The following is a 25,666-nucleotide window of genomic DNA, read 5'->3' as shown; positions in this document are numbered from 1 at the left end:
ATGACCCGCAAGAAAATTGCGATATTGCTGCCCTGTCTCAAGTTTGGAGGAGCAGAACGAGTGTCCCTCAATTTGGCCAGGGCGCTTCAGGAAGATGGCTGCAAGGTCGATATTCTCTTGATGATTAAAGAAGGGGAGTTCTTGGCCGAGGCCGAAGCCGAATTCCGCGTCTTCGATCTGGGATGCAACCGAACCTACAAGCTGCCCGGAAAACTAGTCAGTTATCTATGGAAAAATCGTCCGAATGCGCTTATTTCGAGTTTCTGGAAATTGAATATTTGCTCTTGCCTAGCCAAGATCGCTTTTCCGGGCTTGAAACTTGTATTATGGGAGCATTCGCTACTGAGTAGAAATATAAATAGCAACAAATTGCTATTTATAATTTCTGCGAGCCTATTATACCGAATTGCGGACAAGATAGTCGCTGTCTCTACTGGCGTTTTCAGCGACGTTGATCGATTGACCATCGGCCTGCGACGCACCCTGATCGTCATTTTTAATCCAATCAGACCACCCGAGCCGCAGAAGTTCGAAAAATCGGATTTTTGCGGCAACATGCAGGTTATAAGCGTCGGGCGAATCGACAAAAACAAGAATCATCAATTACTGATCGAGGCGTTTGCTCTCGTCGCGATCGATCGTCCTGTCAAACTGGTTATAATCGGCGACGGCGTGCTCCGGCCTGACCTCGAAAAGCTCTGCTCCGACATGGGACTCTCAGGTCGCGTCGAGTTCTTGGGGTACCACCCTGATCCCTACCAAATTATGCTGCATTCGGATCTTCTAGTGGTGTCCTCGGATCGTGAAGGACTGCCGAGCGTCATGATCGAAGCCATGTATTGCGGCTTGCCCGTCATAAGCACTGATTGTGGAGCAGGCGTCGAGGATATCCTCGTCGGTGGAAGGTACGGAAGGATCGTGCCGAGGAATGATAAATACGCGCTCGCGAGGGGTATCGAGGCAGAACTCCAAAACAGACGGCCCAGCGAAACTCAAAAATATGGAGCAATGCGGTTCCTGCCCCGCCTAGCGGCACAACAGTTTCTCAATGCTATGCGCTGACATTCAATGGCGACCAACATCATGCTGCTGACCAATCGGCTCGATCAGGGGCCATCTGGCGGGAGACAATTGCTGTGTAAATTGAATCATGACATTCTTTATGAGATCTACGGGGAACGGCTCATCGTATTCGAATTGACGCGCCGGCCTATCCGTGGATTATCGGCGGTCATCGAGGCCTTTAAAGGACATATTGACGGAATAGATGCCGATAGTATTACAAGCGCTCTAAAAGAGATCCAAAAGAAACGAATCGATACAATATTCATTGACGGATCAAATCTAGGCCATATGGTAAAAATCGTCAAAAAAATGTATCCGTATATCAAACTTTGTACTTTTTTTCACAATGTCGAGGCCAAATTCTTTCTCGGATCCTTGAGACAAAGCAGGTCCGTGAAGGCGTTGGCGGTGTTGATCATCAATTTTCTCGCCGAAAGAAAGGCCGTACGATATAGCGATCAAATCATATGCTTGAGCGAGCGCGACAATAGGCTGCTTCGTCTCCTCTACGGACGCGCGGCTACCGATATTTCGCCGATGGCGGTGAGGGACAAGCTTCCAGCCACCCATGAAAAGACGACGGACGATCGAACGGAAATATTTGCTTTATTTGTCGGCGGCGCATTTTATGCGAACAGATATGGCGTAGATTGGTTCGTCAGGAATGTCGCTCCCCACGTCGATATGAAAACCTATATCGTGGGTAGAGGATTCGAAGCGCTGAAGGATGAATTGGCGCTGGACGGAAAAATCGCAGTGGTCGGCGGTGTAGAAAGCCTGTCCGATTGGTATCTGAGGGCGCACGTCATCATCGCCCCGATATTCGACGGCTCTGGCATGAAAACAAAAGTTGCAGAGGCAATGATGTTCGGAAAGAAGATTATCGGAACATCTGAAGCATTTTCTGGTTATGACGACGTTTCGAGCGTTGCCGGAAGGGTTTGCATTTCTGCTGACGACTTCATTGCCGCGATCTCGAACGTAGGGGATATTGTAAATAATTCATTCGATCTAGAGCTTCGATCTATTTACGAAGAAAAATACTCGTTTCATGCCGCAAAGCAACGTTTCGAACGCATTCTGCATCAGGCGTAGGCAAAAGACGTGAAAAAAGTGATTATGTTTTTTATCGCGAGACTCACTCGATCTGGCGTGCCTCTCGCTCAAATCCGACTCGCTAAGGCGTTGGCGCGGCGGGGACATGATGTCCACTTTGTCATTGGCTTCGCCCAACGAGCGGAGAAATTGCCGGAATGTTGTGAGTTTTCGATCATTAATATCGATCAGCCCCGCACCTTTAGACTTATTCCGCATATTATAGTTTTGATAAAGTCAAAGCGTCCTGATATCATATTTTCAGCAGAGGATCATTTGAATGCGATCGTATCTATGAGTGTTTTGATTTCACGCTCGAAAGCAAAGTTGAGCGTGTCGTCCCGGGTGACGCCGTATGATACCTATTCAAATAAAATTTTCTCAAAAGGTTGGATTTTAAAATTGATCAACCCTATACTTTGGGCGCGCGCGGATGCCTTGACATGCGTATCAGAGGATATGGTGGATCAGTATCGAACGATATTCAAAAAGGTCAATCACCGACCCGTTTACAATGTCGTTGTTGACTCCGATCTATATCAAAAGAAGACCGAGGAGGTGAGCCATCCTTGGTTTTCGAACTCGAATATTCCTACAGTTGTTTCGGCTGGCCGATTGGCCCCAGAAAAAAATTTCTCCGATTTGATATGCGCGATGAGGCTCGTCAATGATCGGCGCGATGCAAGATTGCTTATTTTGGGGGATGGTCCGCTGCGATCAGAATTGACGGATCTGATCGGAAAGTTGAACTTGGACGACAAGGTTCAATTGGCCGGATTTCAATCCAATCCGTATAAATTTTTCGGGAAGGCGCAGTTGTTCGTGCTTTCGTCCATTGTAGAAGGTCTGCCCAATGTGCTGGTCGAGGCAATGGCTTGCGGTTGCCCTGTCGTTGCCGCGAATTGCCCGACCGGACCCCGAGAAGTTCTGAGGGATGGACAATTCGGCGAATTGGTTCCGGTTCGATCGCCGCCGGCTATGGCGGAGGCGATTTTGAGAGCGCTGGACGCTCCCCCAGATCACGAGAAATTGGCGAAGGCGGTGTTTCCGTTCACGGAAGAGCAGGTCGTCGAGGCGCACCGTAGGCTGCTGGGATTTTGATCTGATTTCGATCACCCGCAGAAAAGACGAAAGTCTGTCGGTGTCACGAATGCCGATAAAGCATCCGCAATAGGCGTCGAAGAGTCGATCAATGCGAAAAATTGTTCATCTGGTGCCCTATGACGGAATCGGGGGCGTCGAGACCGCCGCGCGATCGATGATGCATGTGAAGCGTGATTCGAGCGAGTTCCGGGTCGAATATATTTTTTCGAACAGCGGGAAGCCTGGCGCATTGGAGTTCGGCGCCATAATAGACGCGTCCCGCAAATATGCCGCAAGCGACGTCGATTTGCTGATCGTCTCTTTGTGGAGATCGTATCTGGTCGGGTGTGTCACAAAAATATCGAGGCCAGATATCAAGCTTGTCGTATTTCTCCATAGCTCGAAGGACGCGCACTGGTTCGACCGATTTTGCACACGTTTGGCCATCAGTCTCGCGGATGAGGTTTGGGCCGACAGCGCAGCGACGATGACGATGCGAGCGCCTTCCCTTCCGTCTGAGAACAGTCGCGTGATTTCATTCGTGACCCGGCGCTTCGATGCGCCCGTCGGCCGCGCAGTTCAGCCATCTTTCATATTTTGGGGGCGTATCGGATTCCCGAAAAACCTGGAGCGGGCGCTGCGTATTTTTGCATCGATTCGAGAGATGTTCCCCATCGCGCGGTTTCGCATTATCGGTCCGGATGGTGGCTCTCTGGAGCGGCTGAAGGCTTTGACCAGCTCGCTGAGAATGGATGACGCTGTCGTCTTTTCGGGACCGGCAACGCAGGAGCAGATCGTCGGTTTCGCCGGAGACGCCTCATTTTATCTTCAAACGAGCGAATATGAGGGCATGGCGATGTCTGTCGTCGAAGCCATGCAATTGGGCTTGGTTCCTGTCGTGACAGCCGTCGGGGAGATCGGCTCCTACTGTCGAAAGGCTCGCAACGGCGTAATCGTCGTGTCCGATCGGCAAGCTGTCGAAGATGTTCGGCTGCTTCTGGAATCGAACGAACGATATCAGACACTGCGGTCCAATGCGATCGCCACCTGGATCGACCGGCCACTCTACCGCGAATGCGTATTGGATGCGTGTCGATCGCTTCTCGGCGAGGAGACCCTCCGAGAAAAAGGGCTTCATTGAATGTGTGGTCTGGTTGGTTTCATAAGAGAGCGAAGTTCGGCCGATCTCGAAACGCCGATATTGGCGATGGCGAAACGCATCAGTCATCGCGGTCCGGATGACGGAGGCGCCTGGGTAGACGCCGGCGCCGGTATCGCCCTCGGGTTTCGCCGGCTGTCAATCATCGATCTGTCCGCCGCGGGTCGCCAGCCGATGATCTCCGACTGTGGACGCTACATTCTCGCTTTCAATGGAGAGATCTATAATCACGCGGCCCTGCGCACGGAATTGCGAGGCGGCGGCGCTGCTGCGGGCTGGCGTGGGCGTTCCGACACCGAAACGCTGCTGGCGGGTTTTGTCGAATGGGGTGTCGCGGCCACGCTGCTGCAAGCGGTCGGGATGTTCGCCTTTGCGTTTTGGGATCGCGTCGAAAGACGGCTGACGTTGGGGCGTGATCGATTTGGCGAGAAGCCGCTCTACTATGGTTGGGCCGGACGCGGGGTCGATAGCGCGCTCGTGTTCGGATCTGAACTCAAGGCCATCCGAGCTTATCCCGGCTTCGCAAATGCGGTGAACCGCGACGCGCTGGCGCTGTTCCTGCAGTATTGCGCAGTGCCCGCGCCCTATTGCATCTACGAAGATATGTTCAAGTTGACTCCCGGCAGCCTGCTGACTTTCGACGCGGACGACCTGACAAATCGAAAGGTGCGGATCGAGACTTATTGGCGCCTCGTGGACAGCATGCGTCGAGGCTTGGCGAATCCGATCCAAAGCGAGGCCGAGGCGCAGATCGAGTTGGAAAACACCCTGAGTGACGCGGTGGCTCAGCAGACGGCCGCCGATGTTCCTCTAGGCGCGTTCCTCTCGGGCGGGGTCGATTCCTCGACGATTGCGGCGCTGATGCAGGCGCGGTCGACGCGCCCGGTGCAGACCTTTACCGTCGGTTTCGACGAGGCCGGCTTCGACGAATCCCAGCATGCTTCGGCTGTGGCGCGGAGACTGGGCACGGATCACCACGCATTGCGTGTGACGGCGGCGGACACGCGGGCCGTAATTCCGCTGCTTCCGCAATTGTATGACGAGCCGTTCGCAGACAGTTCGCAAATACCGACCTATCTCATATGCAAGGCCGCGAGACGACATGTCACCGTCGCCCTGACGGGAGATGGCGGGGACGAACTGTTCGGCGGTTACAACCGCTATCTTTGGGCCCCGGGTCTCTCGGCATGGTTCGGTCCTTTGCCGCCGTCGCTGCGATGGCTGCTGGCTTTCGGCATTCGAAGGACGCCGCGTTGGTTCTGGAACGCTCTGGGCTCTGCGTATTCCGGTGTGAACGGGGTGACGCGTCTCGACGAGAAGGCACAAAAGCTGGCCAATCGATTGCAGAAATTCGATCGTCTCGACGAGTTCTATCGCTGTCTCGTGACCGATTGGCCGGACTGGCGTCATCTGGCGCGGCACGCCAACGTTCTCCCGACTCGATTGGACGAGCCGGACTTGGTGGCGGGCGTCTCCGAGCACGAGCACCGCATGATGCTATGGGATAGCCTGACCTTTTTGCCCGATGACATTTTGACCAAGCTCGATCGCGCCGCCATGGGAGTGGGTCTCGAAACCCGCGCGCCGTTCTTGGATCATCGGGTTGCGGAACTCTCCTGGCGCATTCCATTGCATATGAAGATTCGGAATGGCCATGGCAAATGGGCGCTCCGCCAGATTTTATACAAATATGTGCCACCGCAACTGATCGAACGCCCAAAGGCGGGCTTCGCCATTCCACTGGGTGAATGGCTTCGCGGCCCATTACGCGATTGGGCGGAGTGCCTCATAGAAGACTCCCGTTTGGAACAAGCCGGATATCTCAATCCGAAACCGATCCGCGAGACGTGGAAACAGCATCTGAGCCGCAGTCATGATTGGACGGTCCGGCTTTGGACCGTGTTGATGTTTCAGGCTTGGCTAGAGGAGAACTCCTGACGATGTGGCCCTATTACGTGATGTTCTTACTACCGTCGTTCGCCGCTCTGGCGACATGTCGGTCTGCCGGCGTCGCAGCGGCCGGCTTCCGGCCAGCGGAGTCGAATTTCGCTTGGGCGCTGGTTTGGTTGTCCGCGGTCTTGCTGATAGGCTTCCGCTTTCATGTGGGAGGGGATTGGGCGGCCTATTTTCGTCATCTGGTCGATGTCACCGGCTTGAGTTTCGACGAAGTAATAATGAAAGGCGACCCCGCGTACCATCTGCTCAATTGGATAAGTGCGGAAATGGACTGGGGTATATTTGGCGTAAACCTAATAGGTGGCGCAATACTTGCATTTGGTCTTGTGGCGTTTTGCCAGAACCAGCCATTACCATGGTTAGCATTAGCAGTTGCGGTTCCCTATTTAGTTATAGTCGTGGCAATGGGATACAGCCGTCAAAGCATTGCCTTGGGTTTGGAAATGATAGGCCTTGTAAGACTGTGTAATAAGTCAACGTTTTGGTTTGTTGCATTTATTATAATGGCGTCATTGTTTCATAAAACAGCACTCATACTTCTACCGCTCGCATTTCTTGCGGATTCAAACAATCGGTACTGGACCATGGCATGGGTCGGCCTGACGGGCTGTGCGTTATATTATATGCTTCTGGCGCAAGACACAGATGCATTCATTTCCAACTACGTCGGCGGCAGCGTCCAGTCGGAAGGAGCGGGGCTGCGCTTGCTCATGAATGCGGCGCCGGCAATCATATTATTGAGATGGCGCTCCCGATTTGCTTTTGCCAAATCGGAGGAGGCGCTCTGGCGGTGGTTTGCGATCATTTCGCTTGCTTTGCTTGGCCTTTTCGTCGTCTGGTCCACGGCTTCGACGGCGCTCGACAGGGTGGCGCTCTATATGCTGCCGCTGCAGCCGCTGGTGTTCTCGCGGCTGCCTTTGGTCTTTGGGGCACACGGCGCGAACTATAAGGACGTGATATCGCCGGCTGCCCTCTCAGAACCCAGGGTGACTTACTTGCCGCAAAGCAGAGACCCATCGTTTCTCACCGCATGCGTAGTGATCTATTATGGGGTTGTCGAAACAGTTTGGCTAAATTATGCAAATAATGCCTTATATTGGTTGCCATATAGATTTTATCCTTTCGATGACACATTTTGAATGTTATTGACGTTGATAACGTCGGTAGTTGTTCAGGCATTCGTCGCACTCCGCCCGGGCCACGCGGGAAGCATACGATAGACCACTCGAATTCGATTTTTGGAAAAGCGAGTCGTAAGCAGTGTAGTCACACCCTGCATCGTCGTGCTTTCGATTTGTTGTTACAGTTATTTGGAGGCCAATTATGCATAGACAACTAATATCATTTATTATTTGTGCATATAATCAACAGCATTGTGTAGCAGAGGCAATCGAATCGGCATTTAATCAAACGTATCATCCACTTGAGATTATAGTTAGCGATGACTGTTCAACTGACAATACAGTTAATGTTATCGAAAGCATTGTATCAGCATATCGCGGTATCCATAATATCTATATTAATAGAAATTCAAAAAATTTGGGAATAGCAATGCATTGGGACTTTATAAGTAGGAAGGCAAATGGGAGGCTTGTCATCCATTGTGCCGGAGATGATATATCGCTTCCAAATCGTGTAAGTGAGATTGTATCTGTTTGGGAATCGATAGAGCCTAGACCATACTTGTTATCATCAAATTGTATGGAAATGACAATTTCAGGAGATGACGTTGCGCCAATTATAAAGTCAGAATCGTTCAGTAGCGTATCAATTCAATTTTCGCCGAGAAATTTTGATTTTGATCACTTTGATATTCCTGTTATTGGAAGTACTCTAGCAGTAGATAAGCGTTTGTATGAAAAATTAGCACCACTTAATAAACCTATGTGGTCAGAAGATAGTATTCTGCGTAGCAGAGCGTTGCTGCTTGGGCCGATAGTTTTTATACCAGACATTTTAGTTAGATATCGTGATGGAGGGCTCAGCAAAGGTGAGTTGCCAAATAAGGCATTTTATATTAAAAGATATGTAGATCAGGCGTTATCAAGACGTAATTACCTAGAGCAACTATTTGATGACTATCATATTATTTGCATGCCGCCGCCCCAGTTTTTAATTTTGACACGAAAAAAAATCGAGTCGACGAAAAGGCGGCTTCGAATGGTGGAATCTAATAGTATTTTTATTTCGCTATTTATGCTGTGTATGCAACTACTTAAATACGAAAACGAGGGCGTGGCCAAGATACAATATGTAAATATGTTCGCAGTGCGGTGGTTTCCTAAGGCATTTTTTGCCGCTCGCTCTTTGCGGCGCCGCCTATAAATTAGCTATAGCCTGAAAAAATGTCTCTCTAGAATCGCCGAGCTGAAGGCAGGGCCTGATCGCGCCTCTTCACGACGCGGCGGCGCTGTATCGCAGCTCGCGCGGAACGGCGCCGTCCGGCGGGCGCATTTCGGAAAACCAGTTCCCTTATCGGATTGTCCCATTCTCGACGCGACCCATCGGAATATCCGGTTTGAAAATCGTCCTCTTCGCCAATACCGATTGGTATCTCTATAATTTTCGGCGATCGCTCGCAGCGAACTTGCGTGATGCGGGTCACGAAGTGGTGCTCATCTCGCCGCCCGGCCCTTATGGCGAAAAGCTGAGGGCCTTGGACTTGCGTTGGATCGCTGCGCCGATGGAGCGGAGCAGCCTGAACCCATTCCGCGAATTGGCGTTGCTCGGCTGGCTCTGGCGGTTGATGCTTTGTGAACGACCGGATGTGGTGCATGGATTCACGATAAAATGCGCGATTTATGGGGCGTTGGCCGGACGCCTTTCGGGTGCGGGCCGCGTCAATGCCGTCGCGGGGATGGGATATGTATTTACCAACAATTCGCTCAAGGCGCGGCTGCTGCGGCCGGCGGTGCGCGCGCTGATGCGCGCGGCGCTCGGCGGCAAGCGGGCAAGGTTGATTCTCCAGAACCCCGATGATGTGCGCTTTTTCGAGAAGACTGGCATAGTGCCGCGAGAGCAGATTCGATTAATTCCGGGATCCGGAGTGGACTGCTCTCGATTCGTGGCTGCTCGTGAACACGGCGCCGCCGAAAAACATCCTTTTCGAGTGGCGCTCGTCGCTCGGTTGCTATGGGACAAGGGCCTCGCCGAATATGTCGAAGCCGCGAGCCTGCTCGCGGCCGAAGAACGACCGATGCAGTTCTTGCTCGCCGGCGCTCCCGATCACGACAATCCGGCAGCGGTGCCGGAAGATACGATACGAGTCTGGCAGGCGGAAGGTCTGGTGCAATGGCTGGGTCATGTGACGGATATGCCGAGGCTGCTCGCGAGCGTCGATGTCGTCGTGCTTCCGAGCTACCGTGAGGGCTTGCCGAAATCCCTCATCGAAGCCGCAGCCTGCGGCAAGCCCCTGATTACTACGGACGTGCCGGGTTGTCGCGAAGTCGTGACGCATCGAGTGAATGGTCTACTCGTGCCTGCGCGTGACGCCAGAGCCTTGGCTCGAGCCATTGCCCTACTGCAGGATGATCCACTGCTCGCGCGGCGGCTGGGCTCCGCAGCGCGGGAAAAAGCGCTCGCCGAGTTCGATGAGCGCATCGTGATCGCGCAAACCTCGGCTGTGTATAGGGAGTTGATCGATTAGATGGCGTAACGAGCGGCGGCGAGACTGACCTTCGCAGCGGAGTGGTCATCCCCGAGAATGGTAGTGTAAAACGCATGCCGCGAAAGCGACGGGCCCGCATCAGAGCAGGGATGGTTCGTCTGATGATTTTGCGCAAATCGTCGTCGGCGCGGAACACGCGCCGTGGGCGCGAGTGTCGGTCGGCTCCCGCAGTAGCTACGCCACGTTGGAATACCTACGCGAGAGAACCGATTCCACTGTCGAATTTTTCGGCTAAGCTTGTCTCGATCATCCTGCTGCGTTACCAACTAGACGCTTTTGAATTACCCAATCGCGCGACTGCCTTCGAAAAGGAGAGATTCAGATGACAATTTTGCCGAAAATGTTTTCTGTCGCAGCGCTCTTGTTGAGCGTCGACGTGGCCGTCGCGGCGCCTATCGCTGTCGTGAACGAATCGGCCGGCCAAGTGTCTGTCCAAACGACCGATGGCGTCATTCCCGCGAGCCCCGGAACGCAGCTTTCGGAGGGCGATCGTCTCGCTGTCGGCGACGGATCCGTCAAATTGTCCTATTTGCGGGGTAAGTGCAAAGGATCTCGTGAATTCGGCCCTCGCTCCATCGCCGTAATTTCCACCTCCCTCGAACAGTGCTCCAAGCGGATCGACGGAGCAAAGGCCCAATCCGTCGAGCCGAATCTATCTGACTTTGTTGTTCCAGGCTTGATTCTGGCCGTCGGCGGCGGCGTCGCTGGCGTCTTGGCGGCCACGAATCACGGTGGTGGCACGACAATCCCGCTGATCAGCCCGTGAGAGCTCGGCGCGGCCACTTCGAGTGCTCACTTTTTTCTTTCGATGCTCGAGGGTTCTGATCCGTGCATTCGATGACGAGCAGCGCGTTACCCAAATCGGGCGGCGACTGGTGGGTCGTGTCCGTCTTCGCCATCGCGCTCGCGCTGGGCGGAGCGACTACGCAGCGCCATTGGTCGGACGCTATTGTCCAACTGATCAGTTTGACACTGATTCTCGTCGTAGCGTTTCGGGCGGCGCGCACTCGTTCGCCAGCGTCGTTGTCGGGTCCGCTGTCGCTCGTCGTCCTTGCGGTCGCGGCGCCATTGGCGCAATTATTTCCTCTATCGCCTCGGGTCTGGTCTGCCCTTCCTGGCCGATCGCAAATCTATGAGGGATTCATACAGGCCGGTCTTAACCCGCCCTGGCTCGCGCTCAGTCTTGAGCCCGAGACGACATTACGGAGCTGTCTCTCGCTCATTCCTCCGATCGCGGTGTTCTCGGCGGCGGCGCTGTCGGGGCCGCGAACACGTCGCGCGATGAGTTTCGTCGTGTTAGTCGTCGCTATCGCGAGCATGGTTCTGGGGATTGCACAGGTCGCCGGCGGGCCGAATTCCGCGTTGCGATTTTATTCGATGACCAATGCGAGCTCGGCTGTTGGCTTCTTCGCCAACCGAAATCACTACAGCGCCTCGCTATATTGTGCGATGGCGCTCCTCGGCGCGTGGGCGCTCGGATCGGTTCGAAAAAAGGACGAGATCATATCGGTCGCACCCATGGCCTGCGCCTTGCTTTACGTCATGCTCATCGGCGCGATCGTTTCGGCCGTATCGCGCGCCGGTTTATTGCTTTCGATCTTGGCGGGGCTGGGGCTTGCGGGGATGGCGTTGCGCGAGGTCGATCGATCGAACTGGCCGGACTGGGCTCGTTTCGATCGGCTTTCCCATTTTCTCGGTGGGTTGTCGCTGGCTGTGGTCGTCTTCGCGGTGCTGGCGACGGTCGTTTGGAACGATCAAATTATTCGGATCATTGACAGGGTCGCGGCGCACGAACTGCGCATAGAAATTTATCGGACGACATGGCGGGCGGCGAGCGCTTTCACACCGTTCGGCGCCGGATTCGGGACATTTCCTTCGATCTATCAGATGTTCGAAGCGCCCCAGCAGATAGCGCCCGAACTCATAAACCGCGCTCATAATGATTTTTTGGAATTATGGTTGGAAGGCGGAGTGATGAGTGTGGTGGTCGTCACCGCATTTTTCCTATGGTTTATCGCCGCGAGCATGCGCGTCTGGCGCGATGCAGGGGAGGGTGTTTGCGACTTCGATCGAAGGTTGGCGCGTGCATCCTCGATCGTCATCGCGCTGCTAGCGCTTCATTCCCTGGTAGATTATCCGTTACGTACGACGGCGCTGGCCTGCGTATTCGCGTTAGCATGCGGCAATTTGATCGGCTGTCGCAATGTCGGCGATCGGCGCGCTGCTCACGAGCGCCGCATCGTCACGCGCTCGATGCGATGGACGGTTCGCGAATCTCTCGGTCTTTCGGCGACGAAAAAGGCAGCGGTCTCAGGATAGCGGACGCAGATGATGCGTAATGCGTCTTCAGCCACGGTTTCATTCTCCTGGGCGTGCATTGCGTAATTACCATGAAGAGACTTTGCACCTATCAACCGCCCGCTTCAAAAGAGGTTTGCGATAATGAGAGCCGATCTGCTGACGAGATTCTTCGTGCAGCCTCCTATTATCCGTGGGAAAGCCGCGCTGATCGTAGCCTCCTTGATCGCATTGGTCTGCATCGCCGCCTATTCGTCGTTCGAAACAAAAATGCCTGAGGACGTCGTGCGCCGGGCGAGCAAGGACGATACTCACCTGCTCGACGATCCATCGACAACGGCCTTTGCACCGAGCGATTTTCGGGGGCGCGTCGATTGGCGCAACTGGCGTATGGGCGTTGCATTGGAATGGGAGCCGACGTCCGATGACGTCAGAATCTATCGTATTCCTACTGGAAGATCGAAATTCATCCAATCGGATGGTCGTTCGGGCCGATTGTTCGACGTCGACATCATCCCAGGGCGCCTGCATTGGTATGTGGCCTGTGTTCATGTTCAAGGCCAGGATTATTGTTCCGATCCGGTCGTCTTAGATATCCCGAGTCGGATCTGAGTCGAGGACGAGACGAAATGGCGTATGATGACAAGATACCGCTTTTCCGAGGAATCGATTTTCCGGTGGATTCCCGAGCTTCGCTAGCGCGATCGAGAATGCGGATCCCAGGGGCGGCATTGGGCGGGATGATCGTTGCGGGCTGCCTTCTCGGTTTCGAGGCTAGAACTTGCGCATCGTCGCACAATGATGTCACCGATTGGGCCAAATTCTTCGGGCCGCATCCCTTGGATTTCGGCGGAGACCTACCGGGCTATGTGAACGCCGTAGCGTCAGCGAACGAATCCGGGTCGCTCGTCGTCATCGAAGGCACTTGCGCTTCGGCTTGCACGGTCAAATTGGCGGCGAGAAACCGATGCGTGAAACCGGATGCTATCCTCTGGTTCCACGCCGCCGTCGACGGTTCTACCATCTCGCCGATCGCCAATGAGCTGTTGCTCGATACCTATCCCCCGCGCGTGCGTGAGGAGGTGCTTCGGCGGCATATGCTCAACGACGTAGCTTTGAATCCGGAGCATACGCTCACCGGGGCTGAACTGATCGGTTTGGGCGAGCGCGCCTGTCGATGAGCGTAGCGCCACCGGCCCGCGGGGTTTCCGCTTAGGGAAAGACGCCGAGCCGTCTCCACAAATATGTCGCTAACTTAGAGGATATTGATTGCCAGTTTCGGTCGTCCATCTTGTGTTGTCGATGGATCTGCGGCGTTTTTTTTGAAGTCGCAGGCGATGTATTTGATCATTACGAGAATATACTCAGACGCATTTGCTATGGGCTCTTCGTCCTCACTGCAATGTTACCATAAGCCAGGAGCTAGAGCGCGTGTCAGAAGATGAATTGCGTCTCGCCGTCGAATTCGAAGCTGTCGTCGGTAGTCGTCCGAACCGGCGGCAGGTACGCGGCGCTGACGACGATTCCATCCAGCTCGCGCGCGACAAGGAAGGGCTTCGCAAGCTGATTTCCGAACCACAGGGACGCCGATCCACGAAAGCGCCTTTCAGTGGCGATCGGACCAAGCCTGGGATAGGTCGTGGCGACGAAAGTCATTCTAACGACGGCCGAGGCGCCGGCCGAGCGAGATCGCGACCCGTCCGTAAGGAAAGCGTCGCGGCCGGGCGACCAAAACCGAGTAAGAGCGGCGTCGATTCGCGCGCGGACGCCGCCTCCGAGTCCGACAAGCTGCGCGTATCGACCTACGTCACGGCCGCGATCTTGGCCGCAGCGATCGGCCTCGGCGCCAAGCTTGCGTCATATGGCGGCGCCGTCGACAGCCCCGCGGGCGCAGGCCGCGCGGAGGCCATCCTCGTGGCTAGAACAAGGCCCGCTGAAACGACAGTCGAGGCGGATCGAGCGGATAAGTCACCGAGCGGCGAGACTTCGGAGCCGGCGGCAGAGGGCGGCAGACCGTCGGCCAGCGGTCAATCGTCTGAAAAAGCGTCGGCTAGCACAATTTTCGCCCCTTTGGTTTCCCCGCAATCGTTGGAATCTGGCGAAGGCGTATCTGCGACGACCCCGAGCCAAACTATATGGCAGACCGGCTTTTTCGTCGCGGGCAATCAAGCCCCGCAGGTCAGGGGAGCGATAAATCCTTCGACGCGTCCGCAAACTGATGCCTCTACGGCTGCGGTAGGAATTATTCAGCCGTCCGAAACGGACGTGAGTCGCCGTGTCAAAACGTCGAACGCCGTGGAGCAATCCAGAAAGAGCGCATTGTTCCGGTCGCGCCCGGCAACTCCGAATTCATCCGCGCCGATTGCGTCCACTCATTCGGAAAAGAAAGCCGCAACGGCCGAGGTCGAGCCCGGACAAGCCGTCGCTACCCGAACGGAAGAGGCCGCGCCGCGACGCTTGTCGACGCCGAACGTCTACGAACGCCAATCGTTACAGGGCGCCTTGGAGTCGCTCGCCGGAATGCTGATGGATCAGGGACGGTCCGCCGACGGCGCGCAGTGACGTGACAGAGGCAGCCTCGGCGGGGGGCTGGTGCAAACGGCGTGAGCGGGACATAATCCGTGTGAGGGCGGAACCGGACGCTGGGGTAATGGGCGATGCTGAGTGCAAATGATCTTTTCAAAGGCCGCCATTTCGACCGTGAGATCATCGTTTTCTGCGTGCGCTGGTATCTGCGATACAAGGTCAGCTTCCGAAATCTCGTGGAAATGATAGACGAACGCGGCTTGTCTTTATCCCACACGACCATCATGCGCTGGGTTCAGCGCTACGTTCCCGAGTTCGAAAAGCGGTGGAACCGCTTCGCGCGCCGAGTCGGCGGATCGTGGTGCGTCGACGAGACTTACGTCAAGATCAAGGGCCGCTGGCTCCAGGGCGATCGGGTGAAGAAGGAGGTGACAAGACGCGTCTGAACTGAATCTCTCGGAATCCTCTGATTGGATCTTTGGGGGATTGCGATGGACGTGAACGGACGCGACTTCGAGGCTCTGGCCGAGACGACGGCTTTTCTGGTCTATTTCAAAGATATGCCGGATCGCCGGCAGGCCGGGAAGGTCGTCTATCCGCTCGACGAGATCTTGCTCTTGTGCCTGCTCGTCGTACTGGGCGGGGCGGAGGCGTTCACCGATATCGCGCGGTTCGGCGAGAAGAAGCTCGACCTGTTGCGTCGCTTCCGGCCCTTCGAAAACGGCACGCCGGCGCACGACCATCTCGGCGACATTTTCGCCACGCTCGACGCGCAGGCGTTCCAGCGCTGCTTCGTCGCCTGGGTCTCGGCTTTGACCAAGACGCCAGCCGAGGTCATCGCCATCGACGGCAAAACCTCGCGCCGTTCCTATCAGAAGAAGGGCGCGAAGGAGCCGATCCACATGGTCTCGGCCTTCGCCGCCCGGCAGCGACTCGTCATGGGGTAGATCGCCGTCGCGGAAAAATCCAACGAGATCGTCGCCATTCCCGCGCTCTTGGACATGATGGCCATCGAAGGCGCCGTCGTGACCATCGACGCCATGGGCTGCCAACGCGCCATCGCCAAGAAGATCAAGGACAAGAAGGCCGATTACATCATCGCGCTCAAAGGCAATCAGGGAACGCTCCACGAAGATGTGAAGCTGTTCGCCGCCGAGCAGAAAGCCAATGGATTCGAGGACGCCACGGTCAGCCGCCACGAGACGCTCGACGGCGGGCACGGCCGCATCGAAACGCGGCGTTATACGGCGTTCCATCTAATCGATTGGCTGAAAGAGCGACACGACTGGCCGAGGCTCGAGGGCGTCGTCATGGTCGAGAGCCAGCGCGAGATCAATGGCGAGAGCACGAAGGAAACGCGATTCTACATCACCTCGCTGACGCTCGCCGCCGATCTGGTCGGCCCGATGATCCGCGACCATTGGGCGATCGAGAACTGCCTGCATTGGGTCATGGACATGGTCTTCCGCGACGACGAATGCCGTGTGCGAACCGAAAACGCTCCAGCCAACTTCACCACGCTCAAGCACATGGCCAATAATCTCATCCGCAAGGCCCCGGGCAAAGACTCCCAGCGCCTCAAGCGCATGACCGCCGCCTGGGACGACGACTTCCTCGCAAGCCTCGTCGCCGCATGATCCTTCGCCCGATTCCCCTGCCGCTGGGTCTATCTCTATCGCGCCGTCGACAAGGCGGGAAAGACGGTGGACTTTTTGCTGCGCGCCGAGCGAGATGTCGCCGCCGCAAAAGCGTTTTTCCGGCGTGCCTTCGCAAACCATGGACGATTACCGTGCAAAATTACGCTCGACGGATATCAGGCGTCCATCATGCGGCGCGCGAACGTCTCGCACAGCATCGAGGCGGCGCACGGACTCGAATTCGATCTTCGAAATACCTGAATAATCTCATTGAACAGGATCATCGATCTATTTAGCTTCGTTTGGGACCTATGCTCGGGTTCGAGCGATTCCGACATGCGGCGATCACCGTCGCCGGCGTCGAACTCATGCATCGCATCAGGAAGGGTCAATTTGCACTGAGCAAATTTGGAGCCGTTGGGACAACTGCGCCCGAAATCTGGGGTGCGGTGCTCGCTGCCTGATCCCAACGAAATGTCGGACCCCATCGCGCGGCGATCGGAAAAAAAGCACCGCAACCGCAGCGGGAGGGACAACCGACATTTCGTGGAGGCGATGTTGTGGATCGCTTGATCTATCTCGCCGCCGCCGTGATAAGCTCACGGTGAATCCCAACAGACCCTAGAGCGGGTTCGTCATTTTCCGATTCAAGAGAGGATTCCGGAATCGGCGAGAGCCTGATTCCTTACGTCATTCGCATGACGGAGGAGGAAGATGGCTCGCGCCTACAGCCAGGATTTGCGTGACCGGGTGATCGACGCCGCGTTGAAGGGCCTTTCGGCGCGTCAGGCGGCGACGCGTTTCGGGGTCGGCGATGCGACAGCGATCGTCTGGGTTCGCCGCGCGCGTCAGACCGGTGAGCGCGGCGCGCGCAAGCAGGGACAGCCGAAACGCTGCAAGCTCGATGCGCACCGAGATTTCCTGCTGGCGCTGATCGAGGCGACGCCGGACCTGACCATCAGCGAGCTGTTGGAGCGCCTGCTCGCCGAACGCGGGATAAAGGCCAGCCGAGCGACGCTGTGGGGCTTTCTCGACCGCTGCGGTCTGACCTACAAAAAAAGACCGCCCATGCGAGCGAGCAGGACCGCGAGGACGTGAAAGAGCGGCGCGAAGCCTGGTTCGACAGCCAGCTCGATCTCGATCCCGAAAAGCTCGTCTTCATCGACGAGACCTGGACCACGACCAATATGGCGCGCAAGAACGAGCGCGCGCCGAAAGGCGAACGACTGCGCGCCGGCGTTCCGCATGGGCATTGGAAGACGACGACATTCGTCGCCGGCCTGCGCCTGACCGGAATGACGGCGCCGATGGTTCTCGACGGGCCGATCAACGGCCAATGGTTCCAGGCCTATGTCGATCAGGTCCTCGTTCCGACGCTCTCGCCGGGCGACATTGTCGTGATGGACAATCTGGGGAGCCACAAGGGCGCAGGCGCGCGCAAGGCCATCGAAGCGGTCGGCGCGACGCTGCTCTATCTTCCGCCCTACAGCCCGGACTTCAATCCGATCGAGAAGGCCTTCTCCAAGCTCAAAGCGCTGCTCCGCAAAGCCGCCGAGCGGACCGTCGACGCCCTATGGAACAAGATCGGCGCATTGCTGAAGGAGTTCTCTTCCACCGAATGCGCAAATTTCTTCGCCGCCGCAGGATATGAGCCGGTTTAAGGCGAATCCGCTCTAGAGGGCGTAACCAAGGAGTATTCGGCTGTCGCCGGGGCCGCGGCAGAGGATATCGATGTCGTCGGCCGTGCGACTTTCCAGCTGCTCATCGGATACGGCTTTCATGAAGCGGCGATCCGATTGGGAAACGCCTTGCATCGCAAGTTTCCGAACGATCGAGTCGGCAAGCCATTTCCTGGTTTGTCGCGGTCCTCTACAGGGCTGGCTCTCATTCGGGAGATCGAGATGAAAATGAGCATCGTTTCCGGCGGCTCGCTCGCCGCCGCGGCCGTCGCGCTCGTCCTCGCTGGAGCGGCGTCGCCGGCTTCGGCGAAAAAGGCGCATAAGACCGTGCAGTGCTTCGGCGTGAACTCCTGCCGCGGCCACTCGGAATGCAAGACGGCGAACAACAGCTGCAAGGCGCAGAATTCCTGCAAGGGCCATGGCTGGCTGCCGGCCAAGTCCAAATCGGCGTGCGAAGCGATGGGCGGCACGCTCGGCTGAATCGGCTTCGTAGCAAAAGGATGGGCGAGACGATCGCCCATTCGCCTCAGCCGCGCATACTCAACCGAGCGAACCGGCGGATCGATAAAAATCTTCGTGCAGGGAATAAATCGGAAGCGGGAGGAGTCTCCTCAATGTCCGGCGGTTCGGCCGGATACGAGGGAGATTGAAATGACAAATGATCTTCATTCCCCGGATCGCCGTCGCGCGCTCCAATGCATGGCGTGGGGAGGCACGGGCGTGCTGTGGACGTTCATGGGCGGCGTGCCGGCTTCGCAATTGGTCGGCGCTGCGCAAGCGGAGACGACGAAGGGTTTTTCCTTCGTGCAGATTTCCGACACGCATATCGGATTCGACAAGGCGGCCAACAATGATGTCGCTGGGACGTTGAACGAGACACTCGTGAAAATTTCGAGCCTCCCGGAACGTCCGGCCTTTCTGCTTCATACCGGCGACATCACACATCTTTCGAAGCAGAAGGAATTCGACGACGCCGATCAGCTCATCGGCGCCTCACGTTTGGCCGTGCATCGCGTGCCGGGCGAGCACGACGTCCTCGATGAAAAGACGGGAGAAGCCTATCTCGCGCGCTACGGGAAAGGAACGCGCGGCGACGGCTGGTATTCCTTCGATGCGGGCGGGGCGCATTTTATCGGCCTCGTCAATGTTCTGCGCCTCGAAGGCGCTGGGCTCGGCCGTCTCGGCGCGGATCAGCTCGCTTGGCTCGCGGCGGACCTCGCCGCGAGAAGCGCGTCGACGCCGATTGTCATATTCGCTCATATGCCGCTGTGGACGATCGCGAGCGAATGGGGATGGGGCACGCAGGACAGCGCGCAAGCGCTTCAATTGCTGGCCCGCTTCGGTTCCGTGACCATACTCAACGGGCACATTCATCAGGTCGCTCAGAAGGTCGAAGGCAATCTCGTCTTCCATACGGCGCGCTCGACGGCCTTTCCGCAGCCCGAGCCGGGGACGGCCAAGGCGCCGGGTCCCAAAGTCGTTCCCGTGGAACAGTTGCGCTCCTTCCTGGGGCTGACCAGCGTGAATATCCGGGGCGGTGCGAACAAGCTCGCGATCGTTGATACGACTCTTTCCCGATGAGGATGGCTGAAATGTCGAAACGCGCGCTCGTCTTAGCCTCGTGTGTCGGACTCTTCTGGGTTCTCGCGGCGCTGCCTTCTAACGCCGACGATGGACAAATGATCGATATCGCCGACTTCGCCTTTGCGCCTTCGGAAATTCGTGTCGAGGCCGGCGCACGGATCATTTTCGTCAATCGCGACGACACGCCCCACAATGTCGTCGATCGGAATGGCGCGTTCCGTTCGAAGGCGCTCGATACCGGCGAGAGCTTCGCGATCGTCTTCGACAAGCCGGGCGAAATCACCTATTTTTGTGGTCTTCACCCGCAGATGACGGGCAAAGTCATCGTGAGCCCTCGAAAAGGATAGCTCGTGACGAGCGATCATGCGCGACATCGCTTCGCCGAAACGATCATGCCTCATCTCGACGACGCCTATTCGTTGGCGCGGTGGCTGACCGGCGACGCGACGGACGCCGAGGATGTCGTGCAGGACGCCTGCCTGCGTGCGCTCTCCGCTCTGGAGGGCGCAGCGGTGGAGCATCCACGCGCCTGGCTGCTGACGATCACGCGCAATGTCGCTTTCACCTGGCTCGCGAAGAATCGGCCTCGCGACCTCGTTCTCGCTGGCGGGGCCGAAGATGCCGAAACCCATGACGGCGCCTTGCCCCGATCCGAAGAGACGTCTCCGGAGGCGGTATTGATCGAGGCAGCGGATCGACGCAGCGTCGAAGCGGCGATCGCCTCATTGCCGATCCCTTTCCGCGAGGCTCTCGTCATGCGTGAAATCAACGGCTTGTCCTACCGTGAGATCGCCGGCGCCACGGGAGCGCCGATCGGCACCGTCATGTCGAGGCTCGCGCGGGCGCGCGCGCTGCTGATCGATCGATTGGGGAGAGAGTCGCAATGAGCGGGGACGAGAAGCAAGATCGCGCGCTTTTTCTACAAGCCGACTTCGACCAGGAGTTGGATGCGGCGGGCGCGCTCGAGGCCGAGCGCCTTCTTTCTGGCGATGCGGGCGCTAGCGGTGATCGGGTTCGGCTCGAGGCGTTGCGACGGACGTTGCGCCGTCACGCCCCGCGCGAGGCGGCGCCGGCTGCGCTGAGGGCGCGCCTGCTCGCTCAAATAGGTTCACCAGAAGAGGCCGCGGCTCGACATCGGCCGGCCGTTCCGTCGTCCTGGCGCGTCTACGCTGCGTCGATCGCTGCGACGATCGTCATGACCGTCGGGCTGCAGCGTCTCGCCCAGGAGGTCACCGCCCCGGATCGCTTCACGCCCTATGTCGTCGCGGGTCATATGCGTAGCCAAATATCGGGGCAGCCGGTGGATGTCGCGTCGAGCGACCGACACACGGTGAAGCCGTGGCTGGCGGGCAAGCTGCCGCTCGCCGTCACAGTCGTCGATCTCGCCGCCGAGGGATTTCCCCTCGCCGGCGCGAGGATCGATATCATTGGGGCCACGCCTGTCCCGACGCTCGTCTACAAGCGGCGCGAGCATCTCGTCTCCGTCGCCGAGTTGCGGGCCGAATCGACGAATTATCCGGAGACGCCGTCACTGCGCATCGTGGAGGGCTATCCGGTCGTCGTCTGGAAGCAGAAGCATCGCGCCTATGTGGCGACATCGGATCTTCCGCCGGCGGAGCTCGAGGCTTTTGTCGCAGCCTTTCGGCAGGCGGCCGCGAAAATAGAGAGCCAACCTGCTCGAGAGGACGGCGGGTGAGCGTCTCTCAAAAGTCGATAAAATTCCAGTCGCATTCCTGCCCGGCCAAGTCGATCAGCGCTCTCACTTTCGCGGACAGCAATCGCGCGCTCGGATAGACGAATTGGATCGGCAAAGGCTCTGGCTCATAGTCGGCCAGCACCACCTGCAGCCGACCGGCGCGGACGAGATCGGCCACCTGATAGCCGATCGCGATCGTCAGCCCCCCGTTTCGCTCCGCATGGCAGATCGCCGCCTCGGCGCTGTTGGTCACATAGGCCGGGCGCGTTTCGACGTCGAACGCCTGCGATCTCGACCAGAAGCGCCAACGCCCCATCGGCGTCAGCGCCGTGCAGGAGATGAGACGATAGCGGCCGAGGTCGGGCGGAGCGGCGGGCGCGCCGCCATTCGCCTCGAGATAGTGGGGCGAACCGATGACCACCCGCCGCGCCGCGCCGAGCTTGCGCGCGACCAGCGCAGAATCGGACAGATGTCCGATGCGCAGAGCGAGATCGACGCCTTCCTCGACGAGATCGACGAAGCGATCGGAGAGCGACAGCTCGACGCTGAGCTGCGGATGTTCGTTCATGTAGCGCGAGATCAACGGTCCGACATGCATGCGTCCGAACATCAGCGGCGCGGAGACGCTCAATCGCCCCTTCGGCTCGCTCTGCTCATTCTCCGCCAGACGTTCGGCCTCCTCGAGATCGGCGACGATGCGGCGGGCGTGCTCGAGGAAGCGCACTCCCGCATCGGTCAGTCCGACCGAGCGCGTCGTACGTTGCAGAAGCCTCACGCCGAGCCGCTCCTCGAGCGCCGCGACGAGCCTGGTCGCCATGGGGGCCGAAATACCGATCGCCCGCGCCGCCGGCGCGAAGCCCTTATGGTCGACGACCGCGATGAATGCGGAAATCGTGTCGAAACGGTCCATAGGATTGCTGCACCAGCTGCAACGATGTCGTGTCGAAGGCGGGAATTATCATCTCAGTCGTTATCTATCATTTTCCTCGGGTCAGGCGAAAGACCTGCGATCGTCGCCAAAAGAGGAGCGCATAATGTCCCGTATCTCGACCCCCTCCACCATCGAATCCGCCCCCGCCGCCGCCCGTCCTCTGCTGGAGGCGGTGAAGGCGATGCTAGGCGTCGCTCCGAATTTCTATCGTCTGGTCGCCAATAGCCCCTCGAGCCTCGAAGGCCTCGTCGGATTGAACGGCGCGCTGGCGAAGGGCGCGCTCGACGCCCGCACCCGCGAGCGCATCGCGGTGGCTATCGCCGAGTTCAACGGCTGCGACTATTGCCTCTCGGCCCATGCCTATATCGGCAAGACGCTCGTCAAGCTCGACGATGCGGAGATCAGCGCCAATCGGGACGGCCGCTCCTCGGATCTCGAGGCGGAGGCGGCGCTTCGCTTCGCGCTCGAGGTCGCCCGCAAGCGCGGTCACGCCTCCGACGCCGATCTCGACGCCGTTCGCGCGGCCGGATTCGGCGAAGGCGAGATCATCGAGATCATTTTCCATGTCGGGCTCAACACGCTGACGAATTACATCAACGAAGTCGCCGATACGCTGGTCGATTTTCCCGCGCTCGAGACGCGCCGTGTGGCGTAAATCGGACGCGCGTCCAGATCCGCTCCGGGCGCGCGCTCTCATCGGAGGAATGAGCCATGTCGAGACCGCCGCTTCCGCCATTCACCCTCGAAACCGCCACGCAAAAGGTGCGCCTCGCCGAGGACGCCTGGAACGGCCGCGATCCGCAAAAGGTCGCGCTGGCCTATACGCCAGACAGTCGATGGCGCAATCGCGCCGAGTTCATCGTCGGCCGCGACCAGATCGAGGCCTTTCTCGGGCGCAAATGGTCGCGCGAATTGGACTATCGTCTCATCAAGGAGCTCTGGGCCTTTCGTGAGAACCGCATCGCCGTGCGCTTCGCCTATGAATGGCGCGATGACGACGGCGGCTGGTTCCGCGCTTACGGCAATGAAAATTGGGAGTTCGACGAGCACGGCCTCATGCGTTTGCGGATCGCCTCCATCAACGATCTTCCGATCGCGGCCGTCGATCGTAAATTCCATTGGCCGCTCGGCAGACGCCCGGACGAGCATCCGGGCCTGACGGAACTCGGCCTCTGACCTCTGTCGCGCGAGCCTGCGTGCGGCGCTCGCGCGGCGCCCCGGCAGTCGCAGCGACGATCCTCTTCGCGCGCCCTCGGGATGAAATCGACATGACCTATTCCAGCGACATCGCCTTCACGCCGACCATCAAGTCGATACAGGCGCGCAAGGGCTCGCGCCGCGCCTATGCGCGCATGGAGGAGGAGCATTCGTGGCGAACGAGCCTGACGCCGGATATCGTGGCGTTCATCGAGCAGCAGACGAGCGTCTTTCTCGCGACGGCGAATAGGGAGATGCAGCCCTATATCCAGCATCGCGGCGGCCCCGCCGGCTTTCTCGAGGCGCTCGACGAGACGACCATCGGCTTTGCCGATTTCTCCGGAAATCGCCAATATGTGACGATCGGAAATCTCGCGGACAATCCGAAAGCCTATCTATTCCTGATCGATTATTCGCGCCGTCGGCGCGTGAAGATCTGGGGAACGGCTCGGGTCGTGGAGGACGACGCCGAGCTGATCGCGCGCCTCGCGCCGGCAGATTATGAAGCGCGCGCCGAACGCGCGATCCTTTTTTCCGTCCTTGCCTGGGACATCAACTGCCCCAGCCACATTCCGCAACGCTTCGAGGCGTCCGATGTCGCCGCTGCGCTCGCGGAGCGAGACGCGCGCATCGCCGAGCTCGAGGCGCAATTGCAAGAGCTGCGCGCGAGCGTGGGTTACGGCGCCGTCACGCCGACTTGATCTCGTCGCAGCGTCACGCCTGTCATCCAATGCGCCACTGGCGACACCGCGAAGGCGATCAGCTCGGCGATGTTCTCCGGCGTTCCATAGCGTGCGATCCCGATCTCCGCAGCAAAGGCATGGATCGCCGCGTCGAGCGATAGGTCTTTCGCCTCGGCGTAGCGCGCGAGCATGGAACGGCGTCGATCCGTCATCCGGGCGGCACGGCGTTCACTTGCACGCCATCCTCGACGCCGCGCTCGGCGAAAGCTTGCGCGAGCGCCGAAATCGCCGCGTTGATCGATCCCACTGCGACAAGCGACGCTTTGGGCGTCAGCGCCGAAGGTCCCGGACATGAAGACGACCTGGCCGCTATGATCGACGAGCGTTTCCCAAGCGGCGAGGGTCAAGCCATCACGCCTGCGAACCATTACGACGGGAGCGCGCAGTGCGAGCCGCCGCGTGTCGGCGCGACGCGACGAATTGGCTGTCTGTCGACCGAAGCGATTCGGAGGGCCTCATGGCGTCAGCTATTTCAGCGCTGGCGGCCACGCGCCCGAGTCGGAAGGCTCGCGCCAACTCGAGGGCTGCGTGAAGCTCGACAATTTGTTCGGCCTTTCGGGAACGCTCGCCTATTTCGACCCGACCCGCACCAATAGGCCTTGCGCCAATAGCCCGAGCAGGCGTCGCCGCGGTCCGCGCGCTTTGAGCGGAGGCCGAAGAGCTGTGCTCGACAACGGCAACGCGCGCTCCGCGGAGGAAGCGGTGAAATCTAGCTGATTTCTTTTGGGGATGCGGCTTTCAACAGGCTCAGTCTCGAGCCGTGCCGTCCTGTTCGGCTTCGTCCACGTCGATCTCACTATCGGCGTCTTCGTCGTCGACCGCCGGAGTGGCGTTCTCGTCCTCGGCATCCACGAGCGCCGGCTCGACCAGTTCGGATCGGATTGGATCGCCCGCATCCGCCTTCTTGGTCGTGATCGGCAAAGAAGGCGTCCATCTCGGCCGCGAGCGCGCATACTCTACAATTTGAAACGCCGCACCGCACTTGGGGCACACGATCGGAGTCCGGTCGAGATCGAAAAAGGACCCTGTGCAGTTCAAGCAACGGCGTTTTGTGCCGAGTTCGGCTTTTGCCACTGAGTCGACTCCTTCGATGACTGCCCTGCGCGCGGCGCGAAGGAGATGCTATCGACCAATTCGACTGCCGACCGAATTGATTTGGGGTCTCTCGGACGATATTTCAAGGCGACACGCCAGTCGGCGCGCGACGACAATTGTCGCCGACTCTATATCCGTCCTCCTCCCTTGGGCTGCTCCATTCCCACACAGGCGCGATAGCCCGTTCCGCCTCTCGGCTTAGTTCTTTGTTTGTTCTCATAATTGCGCTAGGCTGAAATCCCCTCCGATTCGGCG

25 protein-coding genes and 3 pseudogenes are annotated in these 25,666 nt (G+C 58.0%); 25 read left to right on the top strand and 3 right to left on the bottom strand.

Annotated elements, in window-relative coordinates:
- The 22 genes and pseudogenes from AC6IY7_RS19065 to AC6IY7_RS18960 all read left to right on the top strand — a co-directional run bounded on the left by AC6IY7_RS19065 (position 1) and on the right by AC6IY7_RS18960 (position 21,445).
- On the top strand, positions 1-1,062 hold the full coding sequence (locus tag AC6IY7_RS19065; protein ID WP_497782989.1) for a glycosyltransferase: 1,062 nt from the start codon (positions 1-3) through the stop codon (positions 1,060-1,062).
- A gap of 21 nt (positions 1,063-1,083) precedes the next feature.
- Positions 1,084-2,160: a glycosyltransferase gene (locus AC6IY7_RS19060; protein WP_497782975.1), complete on the top strand. Its 1,077-nt coding sequence runs from the start codon at positions 1,084-1,086 to the stop codon at positions 2,158-2,160.
- 9 nt (positions 2,161-2,169) lie between these two features.
- A complete protein-coding gene (locus tag AC6IY7_RS19055) occupies positions 2,170-3,261 on the top strand; it encodes a glycosyltransferase (protein WP_497782974.1) in 1,092 nt (363 codons plus the stop codon).
- A 91-nt stretch (positions 3,262-3,352) separates the two neighbouring features.
- A complete protein-coding gene (locus tag AC6IY7_RS19050; protein ID WP_497782973.1) occupies positions 3,353-4,384 on the top strand; it encodes a glycosyltransferase family 4 protein in 1,032 nt (343 codons plus the stop codon).
- On the top strand, positions 4,385-6,340 hold the full coding sequence (asnB, locus tag AC6IY7_RS19045) for an asparagine synthase (glutamine-hydrolyzing) (RefSeq protein ID WP_497782972.1): 1,956 nt from the start codon (positions 4,385-4,387) through the stop codon (positions 6,338-6,340).
- A gap of 2 nt (positions 6,341-6,342) precedes the next feature.
- Positions 6,343-7,497, top strand: coding sequence for an EpsG family protein (locus tag AC6IY7_RS19040; protein WP_497782971.1), 1,155 nt, complete (start codon positions 6,343-6,345; stop codon positions 7,495-7,497).
- A gap of 184 nt (positions 7,498-7,681) precedes the next feature.
- On the top strand, positions 7,682-8,683 hold the full coding sequence (locus AC6IY7_RS19035) for a glycosyltransferase (protein WP_497782970.1): 1,002 nt from the start codon (positions 7,682-7,684) through the stop codon (positions 8,681-8,683).
- 193 nt (positions 8,684-8,876) lie between these two features.
- Entirely contained in the window at positions 8,877-10,004 is a 1,128-nt protein-coding gene (locus AC6IY7_RS19030; protein WP_497782969.1) for a glycosyltransferase family 4 protein, read from the top strand.
- A gap of 343 nt (positions 10,005-10,347) precedes the next feature.
- Positions 10,348-10,791, top strand: coding sequence for a hypothetical protein (locus AC6IY7_RS19025; protein WP_497782968.1), 444 nt, complete (start codon positions 10,348-10,350; stop codon positions 10,789-10,791).
- Positions 10,792-10,862: 71 nt separating this feature from the next.
- On the top strand, positions 10,863-12,344 hold the full coding sequence (locus AC6IY7_RS19020) for an O-antigen ligase family protein (RefSeq protein ID WP_497782988.1): 1,482 nt from the start codon (positions 10,863-10,865) through the stop codon (positions 12,342-12,344).
- A gap of 123 nt (positions 12,345-12,467) precedes the next feature.
- Positions 12,468-12,935, top strand: a complete 468-nt coding sequence (locus AC6IY7_RS19015) for a hypothetical protein (protein ID WP_497782967.1) — start codon at positions 12,468-12,470, stop codon at positions 12,933-12,935.
- Positions 12,936-12,952: 17 nt separating this feature from the next.
- A complete protein-coding gene (locus AC6IY7_RS19010; RefSeq protein WP_497782966.1) occupies positions 12,953-13,504 on the top strand; it encodes a hypothetical protein in 552 nt (183 codons plus the stop codon).
- Between the two features lie 250 nt (positions 13,505-13,754).
- On the top strand, positions 13,755-14,885 hold the full coding sequence (locus tag AC6IY7_RS19005; protein ID WP_497782965.1) for a hypothetical protein: 1,131 nt from the start codon (positions 13,755-13,757) through the stop codon (positions 14,883-14,885).
- A gap of 95 nt (positions 14,886-14,980) precedes the next feature.
- Positions 14,981-15,250, top strand: a pseudogene (locus AC6IY7_RS19000) (IS6 family transposase); the annotation flags it as partial.
- 90 nt (positions 15,251-15,340) lie between these two features.
- Positions 15,341-16,486: pseudogene (locus tag AC6IY7_RS18995) on the top strand (ISAs1 family transposase).
- Between the two features lie 21 nt (positions 16,487-16,507).
- Positions 16,508-16,950, top strand: a pseudogene (locus AC6IY7_RS18990) (DDE-type integrase/transposase/recombinase); the annotation flags it as partial.
- Positions 16,951-17,200: 250 nt separating this feature from the next.
- A protein-coding gene (locus AC6IY7_RS18985) for an IS630 family transposase (protein WP_497782964.1) occupies positions 17,201-18,147 on the top strand; the annotation gives its coding sequence in 2 pieces (ribosomal slippage) (positions 17,201-17,540 and positions 17,540-18,147; 948 coding nt in all).
- 240 nt (positions 18,148-18,387) lie between these two features.
- Positions 18,388-18,645 carry a BufA2 family periplasmic bufferin-type metallophore gene (gene bufA2, locus AC6IY7_RS18980; protein WP_497782963.1) on the top strand — a complete coding sequence of 86 codons (258 nt, stop codon included), beginning with the start codon at positions 18,388-18,390 and terminating at the stop codon, positions 18,643-18,645.
- Positions 18,646-18,816: 171 nt separating this feature from the next.
- Positions 18,817-19,746: a metallophosphoesterase family protein gene (locus AC6IY7_RS18975; protein ID WP_497782962.1), complete on the top strand. Its 930-nt coding sequence runs from the start codon at positions 18,817-18,819 to the stop codon at positions 19,744-19,746.
- Entirely contained in the window at positions 19,743-20,096 is a 354-nt protein-coding gene (locus tag AC6IY7_RS18970; protein WP_497782961.1) for a cupredoxin domain-containing protein, read from the top strand. The genes AC6IY7_RS18975 and AC6IY7_RS18970 overlap by 4 nt, the downstream gene beginning before the upstream one ends.
- Before the next feature lie 45 nt (positions 20,097-20,141).
- Complete coding sequence (locus AC6IY7_RS18965; protein ID WP_497782960.1) at positions 20,142-20,636, top strand: sigma-70 family RNA polymerase sigma factor; 495 nt, start codon at positions 20,142-20,144, stop codon at positions 20,634-20,636.
- Complete coding sequence (locus AC6IY7_RS18960; RefSeq protein ID WP_497782959.1) at positions 20,633-21,445, top strand: anti-sigma factor; 813 nt, start codon at positions 20,633-20,635, stop codon at positions 21,443-21,445. Before AC6IY7_RS18965 ends, AC6IY7_RS18960 begins: the two co-directional genes overlap by 4 nt.
- A 7-nt stretch (positions 21,446-21,452) precedes the next feature.
- Here AC6IY7_RS18960 and AC6IY7_RS18955 read toward each other — a convergent pair whose 3' ends face one another.
- Positions 21,453-22,355 (bottom strand): LysR family transcriptional regulator, encoded by a 903-nt coding sequence (locus tag AC6IY7_RS18955; RefSeq protein ID WP_497782958.1) that lies wholly within the window; start codon positions 22,353-22,355, stop codon positions 21,453-21,455.
- Between the two features lie 124 nt (positions 22,356-22,479).
- On the opposite strand from AC6IY7_RS18955, the gene AC6IY7_RS18950 reads away from it, so the two are divergent.
- The 3 genes from AC6IY7_RS18950 (at position 22,480) to AC6IY7_RS18940 (ending at position 24,274) form a co-directional block, all read left to right on the top strand.
- A complete protein-coding gene (locus tag AC6IY7_RS18950) occupies positions 22,480-23,031 on the top strand; it encodes a carboxymuconolactone decarboxylase family protein (protein WP_497782957.1) in 552 nt (183 codons plus the stop codon).
- 56 nt (positions 23,032-23,087) lie between these two features.
- Positions 23,088-23,552, top strand: a complete 465-nt coding sequence (locus tag AC6IY7_RS18945) for a nuclear transport factor 2 family protein (protein WP_497782956.1) — start codon at positions 23,088-23,090, stop codon at positions 23,550-23,552.
- 92 nt (positions 23,553-23,644) lie between these two features.
- Positions 23,645-24,274, top strand: a complete 630-nt coding sequence (locus tag AC6IY7_RS18940; protein WP_497782955.1) for a pyridoxamine 5'-phosphate oxidase family protein — start codon at positions 23,645-23,647, stop codon at positions 24,272-24,274.
- On the opposite strand, the gene AC6IY7_RS18935 is transcribed toward AC6IY7_RS18940, so the two are convergent.
- Together AC6IY7_RS18935 and AC6IY7_RS18930 are read right to left on the bottom strand one after the other, a co-directional pair.
- Positions 24,250-24,447 (bottom strand): hypothetical protein, encoded by a 198-nt coding sequence (locus AC6IY7_RS18935; protein WP_497782954.1) that lies wholly within the window; start codon positions 24,445-24,447, stop codon positions 24,250-24,252. The two genes, AC6IY7_RS18940 and AC6IY7_RS18935, sit on opposite strands and share 25 nt — an antisense overlap.
- Positions 24,448-25,063: 616 nt before the next feature.
- The gene (locus AC6IY7_RS18930) at positions 25,064-25,390 is read right to left on the bottom strand and encodes a TIGR02300 family protein (protein ID WP_497782953.1); all 327 of its coding nucleotides are present in this window, start codon (positions 25,388-25,390) and stop codon (positions 25,064-25,066) included.
- Between the last annotated feature and the right edge of the window lie 276 nt (positions 25,391-25,666).

This window comes from Methylosinus sp. is20ea, from assembly GCF_059718135.1.
The sequence above is the reverse complement of the archived record's forward strand: the minus strand, read 5'-3'. Positions and strand labels throughout refer to the sequence as shown.

What these genes read in the sequence shown, in the direction of transcription:
- AC6IY7_RS19065 (WP_497782989.1), top strand. Translation starts at nt 1, where the DNA reads ATGACCCGCAAGAAAATTGCGATATTGCTGCCCTGTCTCAAGTTTGGA.
- AC6IY7_RS19060 (WP_497782975.1), top strand. Translation starts at nt 1,084, where the DNA reads ATGCTGCTGACCAATCGGCTCGATCAGGGGCCATCTGGCGGGAGACAA.
- AC6IY7_RS19050 (WP_497782973.1), top strand. Translation starts at nt 3,353, where the DNA reads ATGCGAAAAATTGTTCATCTGGTGCCCTATGACGGAATCGGGGGCGTC.
- asnB (WP_497782972.1), top strand. Translation starts at nt 4,385, where the DNA reads ATGTGTGGTCTGGTTGGTTTCATAAGAGAGCGAAGTTCGGCCGATCTC.
- AC6IY7_RS19040 (WP_497782971.1), top strand. Translation starts at nt 6,343, where the DNA reads ATGTGGCCCTATTACGTGATGTTCTTACTACCGTCGTTCGCCGCTCTG.
- AC6IY7_RS19035 (WP_497782970.1), top strand. Translation starts at nt 7,682, where the DNA reads ATGCATAGACAACTAATATCATTTATTATTTGTGCATATAATCAACAG.
- AC6IY7_RS19025 (WP_497782968.1), top strand. Translation starts at nt 10,348, where the DNA reads ATGACAATTTTGCCGAAAATGTTTTCTGTCGCAGCGCTCTTGTTGAGC.
- AC6IY7_RS19020 (WP_497782988.1), top strand. Translation starts at nt 10,863, where the DNA reads ATGACGAGCAGCGCGTTACCCAAATCGGGCGGCGACTGGTGGGTCGTG.
- AC6IY7_RS19015 (WP_497782967.1), top strand. Translation starts at nt 12,468, where the DNA reads ATGAGAGCCGATCTGCTGACGAGATTCTTCGTGCAGCCTCCTATTATC.
- AC6IY7_RS19010 (WP_497782966.1), top strand. Translation starts at nt 12,953, where the DNA reads ATGGCGTATGATGACAAGATACCGCTTTTCCGAGGAATCGATTTTCCG.
- bufA2 (WP_497782963.1), top strand. Translation starts at nt 18,388, where the DNA reads ATGAAAATGAGCATCGTTTCCGGCGGCTCGCTCGCCGCCGCGGCCGTC.
- AC6IY7_RS18975 (WP_497782962.1), top strand. Translation starts at nt 18,817, where the DNA reads ATGACAAATGATCTTCATTCCCCGGATCGCCGTCGCGCGCTCCAATGC.
- AC6IY7_RS18970 (WP_497782961.1), top strand. Translation starts at nt 19,743, where the DNA reads ATGAGGATGGCTGAAATGTCGAAACGCGCGCTCGTCTTAGCCTCGTGT.
- AC6IY7_RS18965 (WP_497782960.1), top strand. Translation starts at nt 20,142, where the DNA reads ATGCCTCATCTCGACGACGCCTATTCGTTGGCGCGGTGGCTGACCGGC.
- AC6IY7_RS18960 (WP_497782959.1), top strand. Translation starts at nt 20,633, where the DNA reads ATGAGCGGGGACGAGAAGCAAGATCGCGCGCTTTTTCTACAAGCCGAC.
- AC6IY7_RS18955 (WP_497782958.1), bottom strand. Translation starts at nt 22,355, where the DNA reads ATGGACCGTTTCGACACGATTTCCGCATTCATCGCGGTCGTCGACCAT.
- AC6IY7_RS18950 (WP_497782957.1), top strand. Translation starts at nt 22,480, where the DNA reads ATGTCCCGTATCTCGACCCCCTCCACCATCGAATCCGCCCCCGCCGCC.
- AC6IY7_RS18945 (WP_497782956.1), top strand. Translation starts at nt 23,088, where the DNA reads ATGTCGAGACCGCCGCTTCCGCCATTCACCCTCGAAACCGCCACGCAA.
- AC6IY7_RS18940 (WP_497782955.1), top strand. Translation starts at nt 23,645, where the DNA reads ATGACCTATTCCAGCGACATCGCCTTCACGCCGACCATCAAGTCGATA.
- AC6IY7_RS18935 (WP_497782954.1), bottom strand. Translation starts at nt 24,447, where the DNA reads ATGCTCGCGCGCTACGCCGAGGCGAAAGACCTATCGCTCGACGCGGCG.